Source organism: Kitasatospora sp. NPDC127116 (genome assembly GCF_042677365.1).
GTDB lineage: Bacteria > Actinomycetota > Actinomycetes > Streptomycetales > Streptomycetaceae > Kitasatospora > Kitasatospora lactacystinica.
This window is the reverse complement of the sequence record NZ_JBHXTL010000003.1, coordinates 48,551-70,457: the sequence shown is the minus strand read 5'-3', so window position 1 is coordinate 70,457 and position 21,907 is coordinate 48,551. Positions and strand designations below refer to the sequence as shown.

The window sequence follows — 21,907 nt, the reverse complement described above, 5'->3', positions numbered from 1 at the left end:
GTGGAGAAGTTCGTTCCCCAGTTCCAGGGCTCGTCGTGGCCTGACGGCGCCCGCGTTCTGCACGTGTACGCGGTCCCGGACCTGCGGGTCGACCTCCCGTTGGCGCGGCTGGTCGGCGAGTGCCACAAGGCGATGCTGCCCTTCCCGATCACTCCGATCGGCGACGGCACGCTGCACTGCACGCTGGAGATGGTGGCCGACACCACCGCGGACAAGATCACGGCCGAGGAACGCGACGTTCTTCTCCGCGCCCTGCGCAAGCACCTCGATACCGCCAGCCCGTTGGAGATCACAGCCGGCTCCCCGGTGGCCAACCGCGCCGGCGCATTCCTGGACCTGTCGCCGGACGACGGGCTGGTCGACCTGCGAGAGCGCGTCCGCGCGGCCATCCGTGAGGTCCGCGGGCCGGGCGCGCTGCTTCACGACGGTGGTCGGCCGCACATCTCGCTTGGCTACGCCTGGGCCACGGCGTCCTCGGACGAGTTGCAGACCGCGCTGCGGCGGATCTCGCCCAGCCACGCCCCTGTCCGCGTCACCGGAGTGCAGCTGCTCGACGTGCAGTTCCAGCGGCGCCCCCGGCCCAACAGGGAGACGGCGTGGGAGCTGTCGTGGGAGCCGGTGGCCGAACTGCCGTTCGCCAACGCAGCGTGAACGTCTCCGGTGCCCCGTGTGCTGCGCGGGGCACCGGCAACGTACCGTGACCCAACCTCCGATTCGCCGTCAGCTATCCTCGCGCCACGGCGGACAGCCCCGAAACATGGTGGCCCTATCCGATCGAGCCTAAGGTAGGACGGCGTGACCTGGAGTTTCACCACGAGCCACATCGGCCACGACGGTGCCGGCAACCTGACGATGGAGGTATGCCACCATCGCGCGGACTACGGCAACCGGTTCGGCGGGGTGTTCTGGTCCGCCACCCCACCGCTGCCGGACGGGACGCCCGAGCTGGACGTGTGCTGCCCGCTGTGCATGACGGACCGCGGCCTGACCGTCTCCGGAGTCTGGGGCGGCCCTGCCCAGCTGACCTGCGTGTGCGGACACTCCTGGACACCCCGGCTACCCGGCCTATCCCCCGAGGACGTGCTGCGGAAGCTCGTGCGCCTGGCCCGCACCTCCAGTCCCGGTCCCGGTATGCCGTTGTGGCGGATGCGGGCCGACCACGACGCCGAGCCGCCCACGCCGCTCCAGGAGGCCGTCCGCCCGCACATCGTCGACGCCTCCCGCGCCCTCAACCGGTTGGAGTGGCAGTTCAGCGACCGCGAGTGCTCCGTGGCTTCCGACCTGCTGACGCGAGCCGGCTGCCGCGTGTACTGGAGCCCGGAGGCTCTGGCGGCCCTGGCAAAGCAGAAGCGGACCGACGAGGACCAACTCACCTGGGTTCATGAAAACCTCCAGGCGCTGGAGGACCACGGCAGGACGACCCGCGGCCGTCTCGGGCAGTTCCTATCGGACTGCGCCGCCGCACTACGGCCGGCCGCCCTTCTGACCGTGGACGACCTGGAGCCCGGGAAGACGTGGTCCGGCGTGCCGCCCGTACTGGAGGACGCCCAAGGGGCGCTCGGCAGCGTCCACGTCGTACTGACCGCGGGCGCCACAGGCGACGTCGATTACTGACGCCGGCAGCACGACCTACCGCAACCGCCCCCGGCCGCATGAGGTGCCCGGTCGGTCCCGGGCGGCCCACAGCCTAGGATCGGCGCATGGTCAGCGACAGCGCGCGGCGGTGGGACGATGCCCGGGCCACAGCCCGCGAGTTCCAGCGATTTGATCACAACGTCCGAGACGTCCTCGCCCTGATCTACTACCTGATCACGGCTCAGGACGACTGCAACGCGGACCAAGTCCCGCTCCGGTCCGTGCGCTACCGCCTGTCCAATTCACAGCGCCTGCATCAAGAACTGCACGACCTGCTGCCCGGCCCGGCACGCGAGGAGGACTGGGTCAGGCCGGTCGAGAAGGGCATGGCCGACCTGACCCAGGCACGGCTGGCCGAACACGGCCAGGACTACGGCCCGTTCACCGGCCCGCCACCCGTGGAAGGGACAATCTGGAGGCTCTGGCACGCGCTGAACGCCCAGCACGGCGTGCCGCTGGAGGACACCCTGCCGTCCGACATGATCACCGACGACGCGTACGGCCGGTACCAGTCAAGCGGGATGACCGTCTTCGAGTACGCGGTACGCGAGCTGACCAGACAGGTCGACCAGCTTCTCCTGCCGGCCAGCGGAGCGTTAAGCCTGCGGGCTCACGTCAAGGTCACTGGCGGCATCCACGCCGGACGGACTGGCCGCCTCCGTGCAGTCGAGTGGGGCACCGACGACGGGCAGCGCACCTGCACCGACACACCCGCCGTCTACCGGATCGACTTCGACGATCGCCACGAGAGTGCCGACGTCGCCCCCGGCGACCTTGAGAGGCTGCCCGAGTGGGACCGCCGGTTCGTCGTCGTCCACGCGGGCGAGCCGCTGCCCACCGAGTGGGCTGCCTCGGTGCTGCTGGCCACTGCCGGCCCGTCGCCGGACTGGCACGACGCCGTGGAGCACCTTCGGCAGTGGCAGGGCGACGGACGGATGGTCGTCCTCCTGTCCCAGCCGCGCAACGGCCAGGCGCCGAGCCCCGAGGAACAGCAGTGGGTCGATGAAGCCGCCGCCTGGGCTGACGAGATCATCGCCCTCGCGCCCAACGACCATTGCTCCCCGCCTCTGCTCACGCTCGGCCAGCCGGCCGACGCCCTCCACCATGCTGCGCGCCTGACCCTCGTCGCCGCGCCCGGGCACGCCCCGGCCCCCGAAGGCGAGCCCTCCTGGGCCGGAACCCACCGCGTCGCCGTCGCGCCCACGATCGCCGAGGCGGTCGAGGCCGCGCTTAGCCGGATCGGCCGAGGACACCGACGGACCGGCGGCAATCGGCAGGTGCCGCTGCTCGTCACTCGCTCTACTGCGTTTTTCGGCTGGTACGAGGAGCAGCTGACGACCCGCACGGTGCTGGAGGAGGCCCGAGTGGAGTGGGTCTGCCGCGAGGAGGATGCCGGTGAGCCGATCTCCTGGTGGATCCTGCGCGCCCGCCTCCGGCACCGGGACCGGTCTCGCAGCGAGGAGACCGTGCTCGCGCACCCGGGCCTGCTGAGCGTGGTCGTCTACCACCCGCGGGAGCCGTGGACGGACACCGAGGTCGTCCTCCTCCCCAGTGCCGCCGCCGCACGGGGGAAAACGCGCGAGTTCCTGCGCCTTCCCACCGTCGTCAACAACGTGCGCGCCGGCGGAGGCAACACCGACCGCGCCTGGTCGCTCCTCGTGGAAGGGCTCAACCTGTTCCTCGACTCCGATCGCCTGCGCGGAAGCGCGTTTCGCAACGACAGCCAGCTCACCTCGGCCCGCCGCAGTGTCGTCCGGGTGGCTTTGACCGACCGGGAGTTCGACGATCTCCAGGACCGACTGGAGCTGGGCTCGGCCGGCGGGCCGGAGGTGTACCGGGTGGCTGATCTCATGGCGAACCCGGTCTGTGACTGGGCCACCCTGGGCGCCATCACCACCGCCGTGCAGCCCAACCCGCCGACCGCGTCCCTTGACCCGTGGGCCGCACGTCAGAGGGTGCTGCAGTGGCGCGAGGCTGCTCGCCGGGCCGCTACCCTCACCACCCCCCACCAGGAGGGGCCGGACGATGCTGCGGACTCTGCCGCCGTCCGGGACGTCATCGCCATGATCCTCTATGCCCTCCACCTGCGCGAACGACAGCCAGTTGACGATGTGTCGTGGTGGACCGTGCTGTTCCACCTCCAGGACGACCAGCACGTCATCGACCTCGTGGAGCAAACGCTCCAGGACAGCGGCCACGACGTGATCCCACGGCTCAGCTTCAGGTCACCCGACCAGAGGAAAGCCGACCCCATCGCCCGGCGGTGGGAACGGCTGAACCGCACACGGAACACCAGCCACCCGCAGGACCCGCTCGCAGCCGGACCACACGACGGCCCCGACCACAGGCCCGATTCCCGACCCGACATACAGGGCAGCCGCAGCGGCAGCCGACCCAACACGATCATCAGGGCATGCATCCCTCGTGCCGCCGCCGCCGTCCACACCGTCCTGGAGGGCGGTTTCACCGAACATCAGCGCATCCGCGTCACGGCCGGCCCGTACGAGGGCCGCCCTGGCTTCGTCCTGCGCCCCGCCTGGAGGCTGGACCCCGAGACCTGGCAAATCGAGGTGCCCCCCACCACATACATCGTCGACCTCGACGGTCTCGACGCCGCGGTGGAGATCGGCTCCGGCCAGCTCGCCGGCCACACGGACGGGCACAGTCGGCCCGGCTCCCCACCTGCCACCACGAACGACCAGGCTGGCGACCAGACGGAGCGATAGGGTCAGCTTCGGCGTTGGCCCCAACGTGGCCCGCCGGACGCCGCTCTCCGGAGTCGCCAGCTCCCAGGAGCTCGGCCGGACATCACGGCGCCGCCGAAGGGTACGGGAGGGAAACTCGGTGAACGATCTGATGAATCAGCTGCCCCGTCCGCTGGTTGAGCGGATGGGCCGGATGAGCGGCATGGCGCTGCGCGGCATCATCGCGCTGGTCGACGAGGAGCCGGACACGTTCGCCGCCCTGGTGGACCGGATCGGCACCTGGGACGACGATCCGGGACGCACACCGTACCCATCGCCCCGCTACAAGTTCGCGGTCACCGAGGCCCTGCGCGTCGTCAACAACGGCTTCACGGCTATCGAACAGCACGGCCCCCTCCTCAACGAGGCAGTGGCGGAAGGCGCTCGGCCCCTGATCGAGTCGTTCGCGCCTGCCGAGTTCCGCGACGCCGCCCTGCAGAAGCTGGCGACCTTCCCTCCCGGCACGGAGCCCATGGACCTCTCCGGCGGAGAGGAAGTCGGCCCCGTGGACTACGTCATCGCCGCGGCAGCGGCGGCGTGGATCGCTCGCGGCGCGGGCGGGCGCGTAGCGATGCTGCAGAACCTGCGGCTGGCCCTGTTGAAGGAGGTACGCCGCGCGGAGAGCGTAGCCACCGGCGCACCAGAGCGCGAGCAGGTCAACGACGTCAGCGACGCGGACGCGCTCGCCCTGCTCGCAGACCTGTATGACGAGGACTACGTCCGGCTGATCCCCGGCCCCCGTGACCGCGGTCCCTGGGAGTGGGACATGCTGGCCCTCCTCAAGGCACACCTGCTGGAGACCCCCGCCGACGCCACCACGCCCGAACAAGCCCAGGCTCTCAAGGCCAAGCTCGTGACCCTTCTGCAGGCCGCCGTGGCCACGGTCAAGAAGCCGAAGGCGCCCATGGTGCGCCCGGTCGGCAAGCGGGTCCAGCCCAAGCGCCAGCCGAAGAAGAAGCGAAACGGCAAGTAGTCGGCGAGCTCAGGATTAGCCGGATGCCGAGGGCAGGTCTTCTGCCCGACCCGGCAGGGCCCGTCTCGCTGGACCCCGGGCGGGCAGCAGAAATTCCGTTGCCCGCCCGGGCTGGCTAACGATTCCATGGCCACATGGAGACGACAACTCCCTTGGCTGTCAGCAGCTTTCACCGTGACGGCTACTGCGTTGTGCCCGATGTCCTCACCGCCGAGCAGGTGGACCGCTGGCGTTCGGCGCTCGCGCAGCACGTTGCGGCCCAGCCGCCCGAGCCCGGCCGCACCGGCCCGTACTTCCTGTGGCCGACCCTCGCCGATCACGCCGACCTGCGTGCCCTCTACGAGGAGAGCGGCATCGGGGACGCCGTCCGCGCGTTTCTGCGGTCCGACCTCACCTTGCCTGCCCCGGAGGTCGCGCAGTTGGCGCTCACCCTGCCGCCGCACCTGCACCACCCCGGTGCTCCTCACATCGACGGCCTCACCCCCACCGAGGACGACGGCCGCCCCGGCACGTTCACCGTCCTGGCCGGCCTCCTACTCACTGACCAGCGCGAGATCGACCGAGGCAACCTCTGGGTCTGGCCAGGCACGCACCTGAGCACGGCAGCGTGGCTGCGCCACCACGGCGCGGACGCGCTGCGCGACGCGACGCCCTACCCGCCCGTGGAGCTGCCCACCCCGCTCCAGGTGACCGGCACGGCCGGAAGCCTGGTCCTCGTCCACTACCTGCTCGCCCACAACATCGGCGGGCACTTCGGTACCGCCGCCGACGAACGCCGCGAGACCGTGTACTTCCGGCTGCGCGCCGTCGGCCACCGCGAACGCTGGCGCGAGGTTGTGACGGACCCGCTGTTGGAGTTCGCGCTTCCGGACCAGACGGGAGGCTCCGTCACGGACGACGGGCGATGATCACCTCCGTGCGGATCGTCTGCTCAAAGGTGCCCGCCGGGTCGAAGGCCAGCAGGGCCTCGCGCACGTCGCTCAGGAACGCCTTCGTGTCCGGGCCGAGTTGGCGCGGGCTGCTGTAGCTGTAGGAGAGCTGCAGGCCGGCCACCTCGTCCGCGGTTCGGGCGATCGTCCGGTCCCAGTACGCGGTCTCGATCCGGGAGAACGGGGAACGGGCCAGCACGTCCTGGTGGCGCTCGGCCGGGTGGGTGTAGGTACCGCGCCCGGCCCGGCGCTCCGGGCCGAGGTACCGGACCCGGACTTCCCTGATCGTGTCCGACCAAGGCGGCGGGGCAATGTCGCCCGGTGCTCCGCCGGAGGCCAGCACGATCGCGCCTCCGTCGTCGATGAGGGCATCCAGGTCCTGGGCGACGGCTGCGCGGTCCATCCAGTGGAAGGCGGCTCCTACGGTCACCACCCGGAGCGGCGGCAGGTCCATGCCGGCCAGTTGTGCCGCCTCGCCCAGGCGCCATTCGATGTTGGTCACGCTGTCCGCGGCGGCAAGCGCTCGGGCCTCGGCGAGCATGCCCGGCTGCGGATCGACGGCGATCACCGAGTTCACCATTCGGGCCAGCGGAAGGGCCACCGCTCCAGTGCCGGTGCCCAGGTCCAGTGCGCACCCGGTCCCGTCGAGGCCGAGGCGCTCTGCGACATGGATGAACATCCGCTCGTCGTAGCCTGGCCGGTAGGCCGCGTAGTACGGCGCGCTGCCGTCGAACAGCTCCGCCGGCTCATTGAAGCCTCGCCATCTTCGAACGTGCTGGTCGGAGGGGCTGGCGTGACGGCTCTCTGGGGTGCTCGTGCTGGTCGTGGGCGGGAGTCTGGGGTCTTGATCGTCTGACGGGGCGGGCTGGGGCGGTTTCGCCCGTTTCTCCCCGTCGTCGGCCCGGTGCCGCCTACGATCCCGTTCATGATGGAGTCCGAGATCGCGGAACGTATCGCGGCGCGACGCGCGGAGCTGGACGAACTGGAAGTCCAGCTGGTCAAGCAGCTCGACCAGGTGCGGGCCGAGCGGGACGAACTCGCCGTCGCGGAACGGGTCTGGCAGCGGATGGCCGAGCAGCTCGCTGTGGAACAGGCGGTGGCCGCACCGGCTGCAGCGCAGGTCGCGGGCCACGCGGTGCTGTTGGTTCCGCACCGTGGGCCCGGCGTGGACGCGGACGCGCTGCCGCCGGACTATCAGCGCATCCTGGCCATCGTGCGAGGTGCGGGCGGGGCGGTGTCGACCAAGCAGGTCGGCGAGGAGCTGGGGCTGGAGGTGGCGGTGCGGGGCAAGCTGGAGCCGCTGCGGGGGAAGCTGTCCAAGCTCGCCGGGCGGGGCTGGCTGCGCAAACTCCCCGACGGCAAGTTCACCACGCGTCTGTGACCTGCGGCGCCGCAAACTCGGGGGCGTAACCGGGCTGCCCCCGGCGGCCGTTGAGATTGTGTGACCAAAACCAACGCGTCCGCCGAGGGCGTCTCCCTTGTCTACCAGTGCCGCCTGGACCTGTCCACGAGAACCATCACAAACCTCGCCGATCTGCTGCGATCCCGCCTGAAGGCGATCCGTTCCCCGTTCAGGTCGCTGCCGCCGGGCCGGATCGCGGTGCTCGTGCTCGCGATGCTGCGGCACGACCAGCGCCTCCTCGACCTGGCCGGCGGCAACGGCGTGCCCGAATCCACTCTGCGGCGTTGGCGCGACGAGATGATCGACCTGCTCGCCGCGAGAGCCCCGCGCCTGGACCGGGCCCTTCGCGCGATAGCCCGGCGGGGCGGAGAAGTCGTGCTCATCGACGGCACCCTCGTCCCCACCCAGCGTCGCACCGGAAAGGCGAACCGGCCCAACTACTCCGGCAAGCACCACCGCCACGGCCTGCACTTCCTCGCCCTGACCGACGAGAAGGGCAAGCTGATCTGGATCTCCGCCGCCCGCCCCGGCCGCACCCACGACGCCACCGCCGCCCGCCGCGACAAGATCGTCGAACACCTGAAGGCAGCCGGCCTCGGAGCGCTCGCCGACCTGGGCTTCGTCGGCGTGGACAAACCCGAGAACCCCGATGACCAGGTCATCGTCACCGGCTACAAGGCCACCCGCGCCCGCAAGCTCACCACCGGCCAGAAGCAGGCCAACCGGATCCTGGCCGCCGCACGCGCCCCTGTCGAACACGGCTTCGCCCACCTGAAGAACTGGCGGATCCTCACCAAGCTCCGCACCGACCCCGACCGCGCCACCGCCCTCCTGCGCGCCCTGCTCGTCCTGACCAACCTCGAAGCCAGCCGCTGACAGCACGCTGACGGACGATCAAGACCCCAGACTCCCGCCCACGACCAGCACGAGCACCCCAGAGAGCCGTCACGCCAGCCCCTCCGACCAGCACGTTCGAAGATGGCGAGGCTTCATTACTCATCTCCGCCACGCAGTCATCCTGCCACCGCCGCCCAGGCCACATCGGTCGAGCTCCGCCCTTGGAACGAAGTAACGGCCGAAGCGCCCTTCTCCTGGAATCTACGCCGCATTCCGCGAGGTACGCGGGCGCAGGAAGTGGAGGAGGTCCGCGGTGATCACGCGGTAGCTGCCGCCGACTTCCACGACGGTGACCGGGTAGCGGCCCTCCCTGACCATGCGGTATCCGACCGTCCGGCCGAGCGAGAGGAGCTCGTTGGCCATTGAGAGCGGTATCGCCGGCGGGAGGGCAGCGAGAGCTTCCGGCGAGTACTTTCCCGACCGGGCAGTCCGGACTGCGTTCACGGCAACTTCCCTCCCAAGCGATGTTCTCTGTGCGAGAAACATCTATCACATCTGCCCTGGACGAAGAAGATATCTCATGTATTCTTCCCTTGTGACAGAATCCAAGGAGCAGTGGCCGGCTGCGCTCACGGCGCGGATCGCCCAAACAGTCAAGACGCACCGAGTCCAGCGCGGCATGACAACGAGCGACCTCTCGGCAGCGTGCGCGGCACGAGGCGTACCGATCGCCGCGAACACCATCACCAAGATCGAGAAGGGTCAGCGGGACTCGCTCAAGGTGGAGGAGGCCCTCGTTCTCGCCCACGCCCTCGATCTGCCACTCGTGGCGCTGCTCATCCCGTTGGAGAGCCAGACCGACGTCGATCTCCTACCCGAGGTGCCCCTGTCCGTCTGGGAGGCAGCGGCATGGGTCACTGGCGAGGACTACCTCGGCGAAGCGCCGCCGGCGGGGTCGGCACGAGCTGTACTCGCAGTCTTCCGCGAACACGACGTCGATGTCCGCACCGCGCTGATCTCCACCCGCGAAGCCCACAGCCGCCGCCTCCAGGCACGCCAGGTCCTCGGATCGGCCCGCTACGAGCAGCTGGCCCGGCAGGCGGACGAACTCGAGCGCATGGCCCACGAGGACTGCACCCGACTCAAGGCCGTCCGAGAGCAGATGCGAGCCGACGGACTCCAGCCGGCGCCCCTGCCCTCCGCACTCGACTTCGTCGACTCGGCGAGACCAGCACCGGCCGACAGCTAACCGTTCGCATCTACTTCAGCCAGCCCCGAGGATCACCGACATGCCCCGATCTTCCGCACACCCTCCGGCTCTCGCCCCGCGCCCGATCCCCACTACAGGGCATGCGGCATGAGCGGCCTTCAGCCTGTCGGTCGAACCGCCGCAGACCACGGGGACGACACCACACGCCCTTCGGCCGTCGATCTGCTCCACAGCGGCTGGTACACCGCGGAGGAGCTCGCGCCGCTCCTGAAGGTCGATCCGTCAACCCTTCGCCGCTGGCGCAACGCCAGGCCCCCGCAAGGGCCTCCCTTCGTGCGCCTCGCCAACCGGACCGTTGTCTACTCCATCCCCGACACGCAGGCATGGCTCCTGTCCCAACGAATAGTCCCCTCAGAATCGGAGGCCGCCTAGCTTGGCTGACACCCCCGTGATCGTCCCGATCGCAATCGACCTGACCGACGACATCGAGTTCCGAGCAGACCGCCGTCCCGACTTCCGATACCGCGCGCGCGTTCGTTGGTGGGATCCCAACGGCGGCGGGCGAAAGTCGTTGTCCAACTCCGTTGCCTCCGAGGATGAGGCGAAGGACTGGATCGACCGTCTGCGCAAGGCGGCCAAACGCGGAATCGTTCCGTCGCTCTCGAACGTGACGTTGGCGGACTACGGGGACGAGAACTGGGACTTGGCCATGCGCGGCCTGGAGCCGAAGACCCTCGACCCCTACCGCGCCGGCTGGAAGCTGCGTGTCGTCCCCACCATGGGCCACGTCCCGGTGGTGTCGATGACCAACGGGATCACCGACCGGGCCCTGAACACCTGGATCTCCGACGAGGTCGGCAAGTCCTCCGTCAAGAACACCCTTGCCCCCCTTGTCCGGATCATGGAGCAGGCCCGCCGCGACGGCCTCATCGACCTCAACCCCTGCCGGCTGACCGGCTGGCAGTCCCTGTACAAGCAGTACGAGGACGAGCTGGACAACCCGCGTGCCCTCGCTCTGCCCGACTGGGATACCCTCGAGGCCCTTGCCGAGGCGCTTGTGGCCCGCTCCCACGGCAACTACCGGATCTGGGGCGACGTCGTCCGCTTCGCCGCCTGCACCGGTGCGCGCATCGGTGAGGTCTCCGGGGTCCGGGTCCGGGACATCAACCGCTTCGACTGGACCTGGGAACTACTGCGACAGACCACACCGGGCCCCGGAGGGCTGACCGACAAGGGCACCAAGGGCAAGCGCAAGCGCACCGTCCCGATCATCGAAGAGATCCGCGACATGGTGACCTGGCGCCTCACCGTCGTCGGACACGACCCGATGGCACGGCTGTTCACCGGCCCTCGCGGTGGCCGCATCAGCACCGCCGTACTCCGTGACGCCACCCACTGGGACGAGGTCGTCACTGCGCTCGGATACCCCTGGCTTCGCCGCCACGGCCTGCGGCACACCGGTCTCACCTGGCTCGCCGACGCCGGCGTACGCCTGCACGTCCTGCAGAAAATCGCTGGTCACGGGCAAATCACCACGACCCAGCGCTATCTCCACCCGTCGCATGCTGACTACATCGAGGCCGGCAACAAGCTGAGCACCCACCTCAGCGGTGGCCGGGACACAGCCTCCGCGGTTCCGGATCCCAAGCCCGAGGCCCCTGTCCGCCGTCTCTACATCGTCCGCTGACCCGGTCCGCTGGGTCCTCCATCCGTGCTCACCGCGGCGCCAAGACGGAGGACCCGGCGTGCTAACCCGGGTGGGCGAGGTCACTCGCGCCGGAACCCCCGCTGTGGATCACGTTCTTCGCCGAACGGCTCGAACCAGTCATCCGGATTGAGGTTCACGGTTCCCAGCTTCTGACTGATCTCGCTATCGGCGTCCTCGACTCCGTCAAGACCGCGGTCGAACAGCAAGAGGACATCGTGGTCCTCGAACAGGAGGTCCAGGCATACCTCCCAGTCGAAGTCGTCCTCGCTGACCGGCAGCTCATGCACAAGATCCGTGATCTGGTTGGGGCGGTCACGCAGCAGCGTCTTGGCCTGCCGAATGGCCAAGTGCAGGGCCATCTCCTCGCCAGTGCACCCCGGGTAAGGCGTCTTCCCTGCATCGAGATCAGCACGGAGATCATCGAACGCGCGAGCCATGTGCTTGCGCCAGGAACGGTGGCGGTGGAACGTCAGCGGCGGCAGCTTCGCGAACAGGCCAGCAGCCCCAGGGGCCAGGGGCTCGTCGCCCAGTGCCACGACCTCCTCCCAAGCCTGCCGCGACAGGTCTTCCAGAGCTGCCCGCAGTACGGCGGCGGTGCGCGCGCTCAGCTGCCAGCTGTCCTCGCCAGCCTCCTCGTTCGGCTCTTCCTCCCTGCGCTCGGCACGCCCTCTCCCCAGCCGCTCTCTGACCTGTCGGCTGGCCTCCTCGGTGGCGGCGAGCGCAGTGTCGATCAGTCGCAATCGGTCGCTGAACTCGCGTCCCTGCAGCAGCGCACCCGCTCCCTCGAGAAGCTCTCCACCTTCGAGGACGAAGCTCGATCGGGGGATCACGATCGTTCCGCAGTCACCGGCGAGCCGGTCGGCGGCACTCGCCACCACGGCAGCCGCGACCAGTGGGTTGTCGTATGGCGCGGCCAGATCGAGATGCTCGATCACGAGGAAGTCCCCCACCGCCATCTCGACGGCGGCGTCGAACCTCTGGTTCGGGTCGCCGTCCCGGGTGAGCAGCTCGGAGGCGATTACGGCGAGCAGCGGACTCTCGTCATTGAGGCGGTCACGGAAGTTGCCGACCCCCCATGGTCGGCAACGACTGACGCCCAGTAGTCCGACCTGCCCACGACCAGCATCGGTTACAGTCACGCGCCAATGGTGAACGTCACCTGCGGCGGGATCCAGCAAACGGTGGGCGTGCTGGAACTCCAGCACGAGGCCAGACGGATCCGCCTGCCTTGACGCCCCGCCACGCTGCTCGGCCATTGCATCAGCTCCCTCAACATCCTTTGCCACCGCCTGCGTCGGAGGATACGGCCCCCGCATGGCCCACGGTCTCGCGATGGGGCACTGTTCACCCAACGTGACTACCCCGACCGGGGGCGACGACCTGGGATCCCAATCGCCCCGATCGACCGCCCTGCCCACATCCTGACGGAGTTTCCCTTGCTGAACGCTAGGGCCGTGCCGCGCCAGCGCCATCGGCCCCAACGATCACAGGCCCGGCTTTCGGTGACTCCTCCGCAGGCAGCGAGACGGGGCAACCGGGCAGAGCCGGCGCGCCCGGCCCACGCCACTGCGCCGTGCGCCTCGCGCCGGGCAGCAGGATTTGCGCTTCAGGACTTGTGATTCACATCACAGGGGAACATCGCCAACAGTACCCTTTCGGGGAATATCCGAGTCGCCGGTAGGGGCTCGCCGGATCAACGGCAGGCTGGGTTGACCGCCCCACTATCACCAGCCTCGGACATTTCCCGCCGCCAGCAGTCGCGATCCATCGGTGCGCACAGGAACCTTCAAGGGCTTGCGCGCCCGCCTCGCGACCCAGGGTCGACCACTCGCCTCGGACGCGCCCACTGGCCAGCCAATGCCCACAGCAATCGGTCGCAAGTCCCAGCCCTGCCACCGTGCTTCGCCTCCCTGACAGTGCGGCTTGCGCCCTCGCTCACCGTACACGGGCCGTCTGACATCTGGTCCAAGATCCCTATGACTGAAGGCACTTGATCATTTGTCAGAAATTTCCCAAGGTGCCTATGGTCCCTCCATCGCCCATCCGACGGCTCGCCTGATCTCGGCGGCGAAGAGCCTGCGCCGCCAGCTCCCGGTTGCCGTCACTTAGTTGTCGAGGAGGAGTGGCGCCTTGCCTTCGCTGCCCGGTTTCAGTGTGGTGGCTTCGCCGTGCGTCCTGGTACGGATTCGCGCCGACGCCGACGACGGAGAGGTGGCCGGGCTAGTGCCGGGCGCCCTCCCGGGTGAGGCCGTCCAGGTGAGCGTGCGCCAGGTGCTGGTGGCCGCGCACCTGATTGCTGACCTGCAGGTGCCGCATGTCGCCGTCGAAGCAGCGCTGCGGCGGTTCCTGACCGCTCTGGCCGTGCGCGTGACGGGGCTGGACGTGCCGGACGAATACGAGTGGCAGGACGTGCAGCAAGCCCTGCTGCTGGCCGGCCGCTTCGACGCTGCAGCAGTGGACGGCTACCTGGATCAGTTCCCGGGCCGGTTCGACCTCTACGCCCCGGCAAGGCCGTTCCTCCAGGACCCGCGCCTGGCTGCCGAGTGCACGAAGGCCGCGGCGCCGGGACGGTTGGCGATGACCCGCCCGTCGGGCAACACGCAGCCATGGCGCAGCCGGGTGCCACAGGAGGTTCCGGTGGCGTCGGCGGACGCCTTCGGGTGGCTGCTCGCGTGGCGGGATTACGGGCCGTGCGGGATGGCCGCCTTGCGCAGTCACGGTGGGCAGAGCACGAAGTCGTCGAAGGCGGGGCCCAACCGGCGGACGGTCTCGTACTTCCCGATGGGCGAGAGCCTGTTCACGTCGCTGGTGCTGGGGTGTCCGCCGCCGTCGCGGTGGCCGCAGCTGCCGGGTGAGGACCTGGCGCCGTGGGAGCGCGAGGAACTGCCGGATCCGCTGGCTCCCGTCGCGGCGTGCGGGCCGGTGTCGTTGCTGACGGACCGGGCGGCTCACTCCGTGCAGCTGGCGCCCGGGGTAGACGGTGCGGAGACGACTTCGTGCTGGATCGCCTGGGGTACGCGCACCGATCTGCCGGCGGCCGTCGATCCGTTCACCATGACGACGTCGGCGGGCAAGGCCCGGCTGGCGAACGCCGGCCGGTCGCTGCTGCGGGACTTCGACGCGCTCGCGCACGCGCAGGACGCGTCGGCGAGCGCCAAGGTGTCGAGCGTGCCGCCGGTCTGGCTGAGCACGTTCGCGGACCTGCCGCCGAAGGTCTTGAACGTCCTCTCGGACGTCCGGGTGCGGGTGCTGGGGTGCCAGCAGGCTGCACAGGCCGGCGGCATGGAGCACTGGTGGGCCGAGACTACCCCCGTGGCAATCGCCCCGTACCTGCCGTCACGTGATCCGCAGCGGTCCGCGCTGGTCTGCCGGACCCGCAAGGCCGCCGAGGACGCAGCCAAGTCGCTCGGCGCCGCTTTGCGGGCCGCGTGGCGGGACATGGGCAGCAACCCGAAGCAGAACGCCTGGACGGAGGCGGCGGACGCCGCGTTCTGGGACCGGGCCGAGGCGCCGTTCTGGGCTGCGATCACGGCCGAGCCCGCGGTCGAGGGTGCCCCCGAGGACGCTGTCGAGGACGGGCCGCGGCCGTCCGGTCTGGGCTTTCGGCGGATCGCGCTGCAGGTCTACGACGCCGTGACCGCGCCGCAGGCCGCCACGGTCGACGGCATGGATCCGATCGCCTCCCACCGCCGCTCCATCGTCTCCCCTCCCGCTTCCCGCCGTGGAAAGGCCAAGCCCGTGACCGTCGACACCGCGCCCGCCGAGCCGCCCACGGCGACGGCCGCTTCCAGCCGGCCCAGTCCGCTGGAGGTGTTCGACGATTTTCTGCGCCTGGTCGCCAAGGTCTGCTCGACGTCCGGCGGCCGGGCCCGGCTCGCCGACGGCCTGGCCTGCGATCTGACCGAGGGCGCCCCGTTCCACCTCGTCGAGGTGCTGCTGGACGCCGAGCCCACTGACCGTGTCCGCAGGTCCATCGTCGATCAGCGGCAGGCCCGGTTGTTCATCCTGATCGCCTGCCTCTACGCATTCCATGACGCCCCGAACCCCAAGACGTCCGGAGAGCGCAGGCCCCGGCCGCCGCGGCCGGGCGTTCTGCGGCACAACCTCGGCTGGACCTACCGCGAGGCGGCGAACCGCGGCATGCGCGCGGGCAACGCCCGCGACGCGCTGCTCTCCCTGGCCGGCCTCGAACTCGACGACCTCGTCCTCACCCTTCCCGGCGCGATCAGTCAGCTGCGCTCGCAGAAGGTTCCCGTCACCTGGTCCGTGCTCCTGCGCGATCTGACCCGCTGGCCCCGCCACGCCGATGCGATCCGCCTGGACTGGATCCACGCCTTCCACCCCGCCACCGCTTCGAAGGAGAACGCCGCATGACCACCATCATGGACGCCAAGGCCACCACGGGCACGGTCTTCGACCCGGAGCAGAAGGTGCACGTCGACGTCCACCTCATCCAGTCGTTCCCGTACTCCAACCTGAACCGCGACCGCCAGGGCGCGCCGAAGACCGCCAACTACGGCGCAACGGTACGCGGACGGCTGTCCGCGCAGAACACCCGCCGCCACACCCGCACCGATCTGGAGAAGACCCTCGGTGTCCGGGCGCTGCGCACCCGGCAGGTGCCCAAGGAGGTCGCGGCGATCCTCGCCGAACGCGGCTGGGACGCGCAGGAGGCCCTGGCCACCACCCAGATGCTCATCTACTGCGCCCACGTCAAGGGCCTGGGTGTGGCGGACAACGGCGGCACCAACGCCCTGCTGTTCCTGCCCGAAGCGGCCCTCACCGACTTCGCCGACCTCGCGGAGGCCGAGCGCGAGCAGCTGGCCGGGGCCCTCGGCAAGGCCGAGGCCGAACTCGCCAAGGCCAAGAAGAAGCGGCCCGCCAAGAGCAGCGACACGGCCGACGCCGACGACCAGGGCGAGGCGGACGACGAGGACGAGGAGGCGGAGTCCGCCGCCGGCACGGTGATGGCCAAGCACGCCCCGAAGGAGCTGAAGACCCCGGTGCTGGCGATCCTGCGCTCGCGCAACGCCGCCGTCGCCGCCTACGGACGCATGCTCGCCAACGAGGCGGAGTCCAGCGTCAACGGCGCCGTCCAGGTCGCCCACGGCCTGACCACCCACCGGCTGTCGGTCCAGGTCGACTTCTTCTCCGCGGTCGACGACGTCCTCACCGGCGGCACCGAGACCGGCGCCGGACACATCGGTGACCAGCGGTACACCACCGGCGTGTACTACCGCTACGCCTCGCTCAACTGGCACGAGCTGGTCCGCAACCTCGACGGCGACGAGGCCACCGCCCGGGAGGTCCTGGAGGCGTTCACCCGCTCGTTCATCACCACGGTGCTGCCAGCCAAGGGCAACAACACCGCCGCATTCACCCTGCCGCACCTCGTCTACACCGCGGTACGCACCGACCGTCCGATCAACCTCGTCGGGGCGTTCGAGACCCCGGTTCGGGCCGCCGAGGAGGGCGGGTTCCTGCCCGGTTCCCTCACCGCGTTCGGCAAGCACGCCGCGGCCACCGACCGCTTCCTCGGCACCAAGGGGCGCGCCTTCCACGCCCACACCGGCCTCGTCGACGACGACATCCCGTCCCTCGGCAAGCGCCTGGACGGCCTCGACGACCTCATCGACGGCATCACCGGTGCCATCGCCGACCTCGGCAAGCCCGCCAAGTAACCCTCCCTGTAGCTCTGTTCACGGGGTGCCCGCCGCCCACCGGCGGCCCGGGCACCCCGCCCCGTCGTCCCTGGAGGCCCCGTTGACCGGCATCCTCGCCCACCTGTCCGCGCCTTGGCAGTCCTTCGGCCTGCAGGCCGAGCACAACATCCATCCCACCGAGAAGCACCCCACCCGCGGCGCCCTGATCGGCCTGATCGCCTCCGCGATGGGCCGCTCCAGCCACCACCCCAACTCCGACCTGCAGCACCTGGGCTTCACCATCCGCATCGACCGCGCCGGCGAGCGGGAGGTCGATTTCCACACCATCGGCGGCGGCCTGCCCGCGCACCTGGCCGTGCCCAAGGCCGAGGGCGGCCCCCGCGACGAGGGCACCAGCACCATGGTCACCGAACGCGCTTACCGCGCCAGCGCCGCGTTCACTCTGGCCATCACCGGCCCCGCCGACACCATCGCCCATGCCGCCCACGCCCTGGCCAACCCCGTGTACGGGCCCTATCTGGGACGCCGCTCCTGCCCGCCCGACGTGCCGATCTTCCTCACCACCAACCCCGACCCCGTGGCCGCCCTCGACCACATCCCGCTGCACCGCCCCGCCCCCGCGCCCTGGGACGAGCGCCAGGGCGTCGGGTTCGTCTACGACAGCGCCCCCGAGCCCGGCGCCCGGCCCGACCGCCAGCTGCGCGACCAGCCCATGCCCGGACGGCACTTCACCGACCGCGACGTTTGGTACCGCACGCGCCACATCCCCGCCCCGGACGCCGGCCTCGGCACCACCTACCTCACCGCTCTCACCGACTACCTGGAGAACGCCCGATGACCGCCCTCACCGAAGGCCTCCACCTCGCGCGGCTCTCCCTCAACCCCTACTCACAGGAGGCCCGTGACGACCTGAAGGAACGCGGCTCGCTCCACCGCCGCATCCAGGCCCTCTTCCCCGACCAGCTCGGCGCCGAGCCCCGCGCCGCCGCCCGCATCCTGTTCCGCCTGGAACGCACCATCCAGTCCGCCACCGTCCTCATCCAGTCCGCCATCCCCATCAACCGCAACGCCCTCCCCACCGGCTACACCAACGCCGACGTCGAGTACCGCGACCTGACCCCGCTGCTGGACTGGGCCGGCACCGGCCGCATCGTCCAGTACCGCATCGACGCCTACCCCGCCCGCGCCGTGCGGGCCCCGCACGAACCGGGCATCGCGCGCCCCCGCGGCAAGCGCGTACCCCTGCAGGGGCAGGACGCGATCGACTGGTGGCACCGCCAGGCCACCCTCGCCGGCCTCCAGCCCCACGTCGTCCTCGACCTCGAACAGCCTGCTGTCACCGCCAACCGTGACAGCGGCAAGCGGATCTCCTATCGCGTCACCCGCTTCGAAGGCACCGCCACCATCACCGACCCCGACTCCCTGCAGGAAGCGCTGCGCCAGGGCATCGGCCAGGGCCGCGCCTTCGGCCTGGGCCTGCTCTCCATCGCCCCCACCCGCGCCTGATCACCCCGCACCGGAGAACGACCGACGTGCCCGCACCGCTCGACCCTCGCCTGCCCGCCAAGGAACACGGCCTCAAGGAGCCCTACCCCACCGGCTGCCACGCCCTGGACGCCGGCGCCATGGCCGAACGCCTGTGGAACACCTACCTCACCCCCGCCCAGCGCCGCGTCATCGCCACCGGCTGGGGACTGACCGAAGACCAGGCCCGCACCCTGGTCGTCTTCCTCGCCGCCCTCCACGACCTCGCCAAGATCAGCCCCACCTTCCTCCGCGGCCTGGGCGACGCCGACCAGCTCACCGGCACCCCCGGCTACCCCGCCGCCCCGCCCGGCGAGCGCCTGCGCCACGACCGCGGCGTCCACCTCGCCCTGCCCGACCTCCTCCACCGCACCCACCAACTCCCCCTCGACGACCGCCCCCTGCGCCTGGTCGCCCACCAGCTCGCCCAGATACTCGGTGGCCACCACGGCCTGTGGCATCCCGCCCTGTCCCACCAGGGCAACCAGCTCACCTGCCCCCTCGACGCCGCCCCCGGGCTCGGCCGCGAACAGTGGGACAACCAGCGCGCAGCCCTCCTCCGGCTGACCGCCGACCACCTCGGCGACCCGGTCATGCCCAATCGGGTCGCCCCCGCACCGGCCGCCGTCCTCGTCACCGGCACCGTCATGCTCGCCGACTGGCTGGTCTCCCAGATCGGCTGGATCCGCGCCCGCCAGCGCCAGTGGAAGAAGAACCCCGGCAACTGGACGGCCCACCTCGCCGCCGCCCGCCGCGCCGCACCCCGCGCCCTGCGCCGCGCCCAGCTCACCACCGCACCCCGGCCCAAGACCACCGCCTTCACCGGCCTCTTCCCCCACCTCGCCGGCCACCCGCTCCACCCGCTCCAGGAAGACCTCGAACAGCACCTTCCCGCCCTCATCCAGGACGGCGGCGCCGGCCTGCTGCTCGTCACCGCCCCCACCGGCGACGGCAAGACCGAATCAGCCCTCCTCGCCAGCGCGATCCTGGCCGCCGCCAGCGGCGCCGCCGGCCCGTGCATCCTGCTGCCCACCATGGCCACCACCGACGCCATGTGGAAACGCCTGCGCGACCACTGCCGCCACCTCGCCGCCCTCACCGGCCGCCGCCACCCCACCGCCCTCCTGCACTCCGCGGCCTGGTACCACGCCGATTACAACCCCGCCGGCGACACCGCGCACTGCGACCACGCCACCGTCGACGAATGGCTGCGCGGCCGATACCGCGGCCTGCTCACCCACGCCTGCGCCGGCACCTGGGACCAGGCCGCAACCGCCGTCCTCCCGGTGAAGTACAACGCCATGCGCTGGCTCGGCCTGTCCCGCCACGTCGTCGTCATCGACGAAGCCCACGCCTACGGCGCCTACGAGCACTACCTCACCGCCCGCCTCCTCGAATGGCTCGGCGCCCTCGGCACCCCCGTCGTCCTGCTGTCCGCCACCCTCACCGGCCGCACCGCCGCCAGCCTCATCAACGCCTACCGCACCGGCCAGAACCCCAAGGCGATGCCCGAGAAGATCCAGCCCACCTACCCCGGCTGGTCCTACACCGACAGCAACGGCACCACCACCGTCTCCCGCGACGACATCCCCTCCAGCCGCGCCCACCAGCTCACCATCACCATGCCCGACGCCACCCCCGACGACGACCCCACCACCACCGGCAGCCGCACCCACGCCCTCCTCAACGCCCTCGCACCACTGCGCGACACCCACACCGGCAGCGCCCTCGTCGTCTGCAACACCGTCGCCGCCGCCCAGGACACCCACCAACTCCTGCGCGCCACCTGGGGAACCGGCCCCGACACCCCCCGCCTGCTCCTGCTCCACTCCCAACTGCCCGCCCACCGACGCACCGCCATCACCCGACGCATCGAACGCTGGACCGGACGAGGCCGTACCCGCCCCAACCGCCCCTTCATTGTGGTGAGCAGCCCCGTCTGCGAACAGAGCCTCGACGTCGACTTCGACCTCGTCATCTCCGACCTCGCCCCCGCAGCCCAGCTCCTCCAGCGCGCCGGCCGCGGCCACCGACACCACCGCACCGACCGACCCACCTGGGCCCAGCTCCCCACCCTCGTCGTCCTCACCCCACCCGGCGCCATGCCGCCCGCCTGGCTCCACATCTACGACAAGAGCCTGCTCCTCAACACCCGCCAGCAGCTACGCGATCTCGACCCCACGAAGACCGGGACCGCCTCCCTCGCCGTGCCCCAGAAGGTCCAGGAGCTCATCGACGCCGTGTACGCGGACGACTTCACCACCCCCGACGGCCGCGCCCGCGAAGTCCAGGACCACCAGCGCACCGCCCAAGCCGCCATCACCGCCATCAACCCACCCAATAAGGTCCACGACCTCCACCTCCTCTCCGAAGGCCTCGTCGACGACCCCGCCACCCGCCTCGGCGCCGACAGCCTGCGCATCCTGCCCGTCTACACCCAGCCCGACGGCACCCGCTGGCTCAACCGCCGCTGCACCACCCCACTCCCCGAAACCATCAACCCCGACGACCTCCACACCATCCGCCACCTCATGAACCTCACCCTCCCCATCCGCGCCAACCTCCTCCAACACCACGCCCCCGACACCAACCCACCCCCCACATGGCGAACCATCGGCGGCCTACGCCACCTCACCCTCCTCCCCCAACCCACCACCCCAACAGGAACCCGCCCCTACCGAACCCCCACCACCACCCTCCACCTCCACCCCACCCTCGGACTCACCACCACCCGATGATGACGACCACGTAAAGTCAGACCAGGTCCAAACAGCCCACGTTCCTTGATAAAAAACAGCAAAACCCTCCTAACACCGCAGGTCGCGAAGGGCCCTCTCCGCCCGCGCGGAGGTTGGCCGGGCGGTTACGGCGACGCCCTTTCGGAGGTGCGGTCCTCTCCGCCCACGCGGAGGTTGGCCGTTGGTGATGTACCGGGACAGCGCCCCGACGTAGTCCTCTCCGCCGCGCGGAGGTTGGCCGACCACCGCGATACAGGTGGCCGCCGACGCCGTCTCCTGTCCGCCTGCGCGGAGGTTGGCCGTCGACCTGCTCGGCGGCGCGGATCGGCGTCACGTGCTCTCCGCCCTCGCGGAGGTCAGCCGACTGCCACAATGTTAATGACGGCGCTCAAGCTGTGCTCTCCGCCTTCGCGGCGGAGGTTGGCCGGCCCTGCACCACCGGCTCAAGTGAGCACTGGCGCACCCTCCGCCCGTGCGGGGGTTGGCCGGACGGCATCCCAGTCGCGTTCACCAAGCGCGGGTGCTCTCCGCCTGCGCGGAGGTG

17 protein-coding genes are annotated in these 21,907 nt (G+C 70.4%); 14 read left to right on the top strand and 3 right to left on the bottom strand.

Going from position 1 to position 21,907, the window contains the following annotated elements; translation table 11 throughout:
* The 5 genes from ACFVHV_RS02075 to ACFVHV_RS02055 all read left to right on the top strand — a co-directional run bounded on the left by ACFVHV_RS02075 (position 1) and on the right by ACFVHV_RS02055 (position 6,260).
* The gene (locus ACFVHV_RS02075) at positions 1-651 is read left to right on the top strand and encodes a 2'-5' RNA ligase family protein (protein WP_380348155.1); all 651 of its coding nucleotides are present in this window, start codon (positions 1-3) and stop codon (positions 649-651) included.
* A 144-nt stretch (positions 652-795) separates the two neighbouring features.
* A complete protein-coding gene (locus ACFVHV_RS02070; RefSeq protein ID WP_380348153.1) occupies positions 796-1,614 on the top strand; it encodes a hypothetical protein in 819 nt (272 codons plus the stop codon).
* A gap of 86 nt (positions 1,615-1,700) precedes the next feature.
* Positions 1,701-4,361: a hypothetical protein gene (locus ACFVHV_RS02065; protein ID WP_380348151.1), complete on the top strand. Its 2,661-nt coding sequence runs from the start codon at positions 1,701-1,703 to the stop codon at positions 4,359-4,361.
* Positions 4,362-4,479: 118 nt separating this feature from the next.
* Entirely contained in the window at positions 4,480-5,352 is an 873-nt protein-coding gene (locus ACFVHV_RS02060) for a hypothetical protein (RefSeq protein WP_380348149.1), read from the top strand.
* Positions 5,353-5,504: 152 nt separating this feature from the next.
* Complete coding sequence (locus ACFVHV_RS02055; RefSeq protein WP_380348148.1) at positions 5,505-6,260, top strand: phytanoyl-CoA dioxygenase family protein; 756 nt, start codon at positions 5,505-5,507, stop codon at positions 6,258-6,260.
* On the opposite strand, the gene ACFVHV_RS02050 is transcribed toward ACFVHV_RS02055, so the two are convergent.
* Positions 6,241-6,960, bottom strand: coding sequence for a class I SAM-dependent methyltransferase (locus ACFVHV_RS02050; RefSeq protein WP_380348146.1), 720 nt, complete (start codon positions 6,958-6,960; stop codon positions 6,241-6,243). The genes ACFVHV_RS02055 and ACFVHV_RS02050 overlap by 20 nt on opposite strands.
* Before the next feature lie 246 nt (positions 6,961-7,206).
* On the opposite strand from ACFVHV_RS02050, the gene ACFVHV_RS02045 reads away from it, so the two are divergent.
* A complete protein-coding gene (locus ACFVHV_RS02045; protein WP_380348144.1) occupies positions 7,207-7,662 on the top strand; it encodes a hypothetical protein in 456 nt (151 codons plus the stop codon).
* A gap of 60 nt (positions 7,663-7,722) precedes the next feature.
* Entirely contained in the window at positions 7,723-8,559 is an 837-nt protein-coding gene (locus tag ACFVHV_RS02040; protein WP_380348142.1) for a transposase family protein, read from the top strand.
* 222 nt (positions 8,560-8,781) lie between these two features.
* On the opposite strand, the gene ACFVHV_RS02035 is transcribed toward ACFVHV_RS02040, so the two are convergent.
* Positions 8,782-8,943 carry a hypothetical protein gene (locus ACFVHV_RS02035; RefSeq protein WP_256176758.1) on the bottom strand — a complete coding sequence of 54 codons (162 nt, stop codon included), beginning with the start codon at positions 8,941-8,943 and terminating at the stop codon, positions 8,782-8,784.
* Positions 8,944-9,115: 172 nt separating this feature from the next.
* Between ACFVHV_RS02035 and ACFVHV_RS02030 the strand changes: the two genes are divergently transcribed.
* Together ACFVHV_RS02030 and xerC are read left to right on the top strand one after the other, a co-directional pair.
* Positions 9,116-9,769 (top strand): helix-turn-helix domain-containing protein, encoded by a 654-nt coding sequence (locus ACFVHV_RS02030; RefSeq protein ID WP_380348140.1) that lies wholly within the window; start codon positions 9,116-9,118, stop codon positions 9,767-9,769.
* Between the two features lie 409 nt (positions 9,770-10,178).
* A complete protein-coding gene (gene xerC / locus ACFVHV_RS02025) occupies positions 10,179-11,417 on the top strand; it encodes a tyrosine recombinase XerC (RefSeq protein WP_380348139.1) in 1,239 nt (412 codons plus the stop codon).
* 80 nt (positions 11,418-11,497) lie between these two features.
* Here xerC and ACFVHV_RS02020 read toward each other — a convergent pair whose 3' ends face one another.
* Positions 11,498-12,694 (bottom strand): hypothetical protein, encoded by a 1,197-nt coding sequence (locus tag ACFVHV_RS02020; protein ID WP_380348137.1) that lies wholly within the window; start codon positions 12,692-12,694, stop codon positions 11,498-11,500.
* Between the two features lie 874 nt (positions 12,695-13,568).
* On the opposite strand from ACFVHV_RS02020, the gene casA reads away from it, so the two are divergent.
* From casA to cas3, 5 genes are all read left to right on the top strand, one after another.
* Positions 13,569-15,812 carry a type I-E CRISPR-associated protein Cse1/CasA gene (gene casA, locus ACFVHV_RS02015; protein ID WP_380348135.1) on the top strand — a complete coding sequence of 748 codons (2,244 nt, stop codon included), beginning with the start codon at positions 13,569-13,571 and terminating at the stop codon, positions 15,810-15,812.
* Positions 15,809-17,119: a type I-E CRISPR-associated protein Cas7/Cse4/CasC gene (locus tag ACFVHV_RS02010; RefSeq protein WP_380348133.1), complete on the top strand. Its 1,311-nt coding sequence runs from the start codon at positions 15,809-15,811 to the stop codon at positions 17,117-17,119. The genes casA and ACFVHV_RS02010 overlap by 4 nt, the downstream gene beginning before the upstream one ends.
* A gap of 82 nt (positions 17,120-17,201) precedes the next feature.
* On the top strand, positions 17,202-17,939 hold the full coding sequence (gene cas5e / locus ACFVHV_RS02005; protein ID WP_380348131.1) for a type I-E CRISPR-associated protein Cas5/CasD: 738 nt from the start codon (positions 17,202-17,204) through the stop codon (positions 17,937-17,939).
* On the top strand, positions 17,936-18,607 hold the full coding sequence (gene cas6e, locus ACFVHV_RS02000) for a type I-E CRISPR-associated protein Cas6/Cse3/CasE (protein WP_380348129.1): 672 nt from the start codon (positions 17,936-17,938) through the stop codon (positions 18,605-18,607). Before cas5e ends, cas6e begins: the two co-directional genes overlap by 4 nt.
* A gap of 26 nt (positions 18,608-18,633) precedes the next feature.
* Positions 18,634-21,363 carry a CRISPR-associated helicase Cas3' gene (gene cas3, locus ACFVHV_RS01995; RefSeq protein ID WP_380348127.1) on the top strand — a complete coding sequence of 910 codons (2,730 nt, stop codon included), beginning with the start codon at positions 18,634-18,636 and terminating at the stop codon, positions 21,361-21,363.
* Positions 21,364-21,907: the final 544 nt, after the last annotated feature.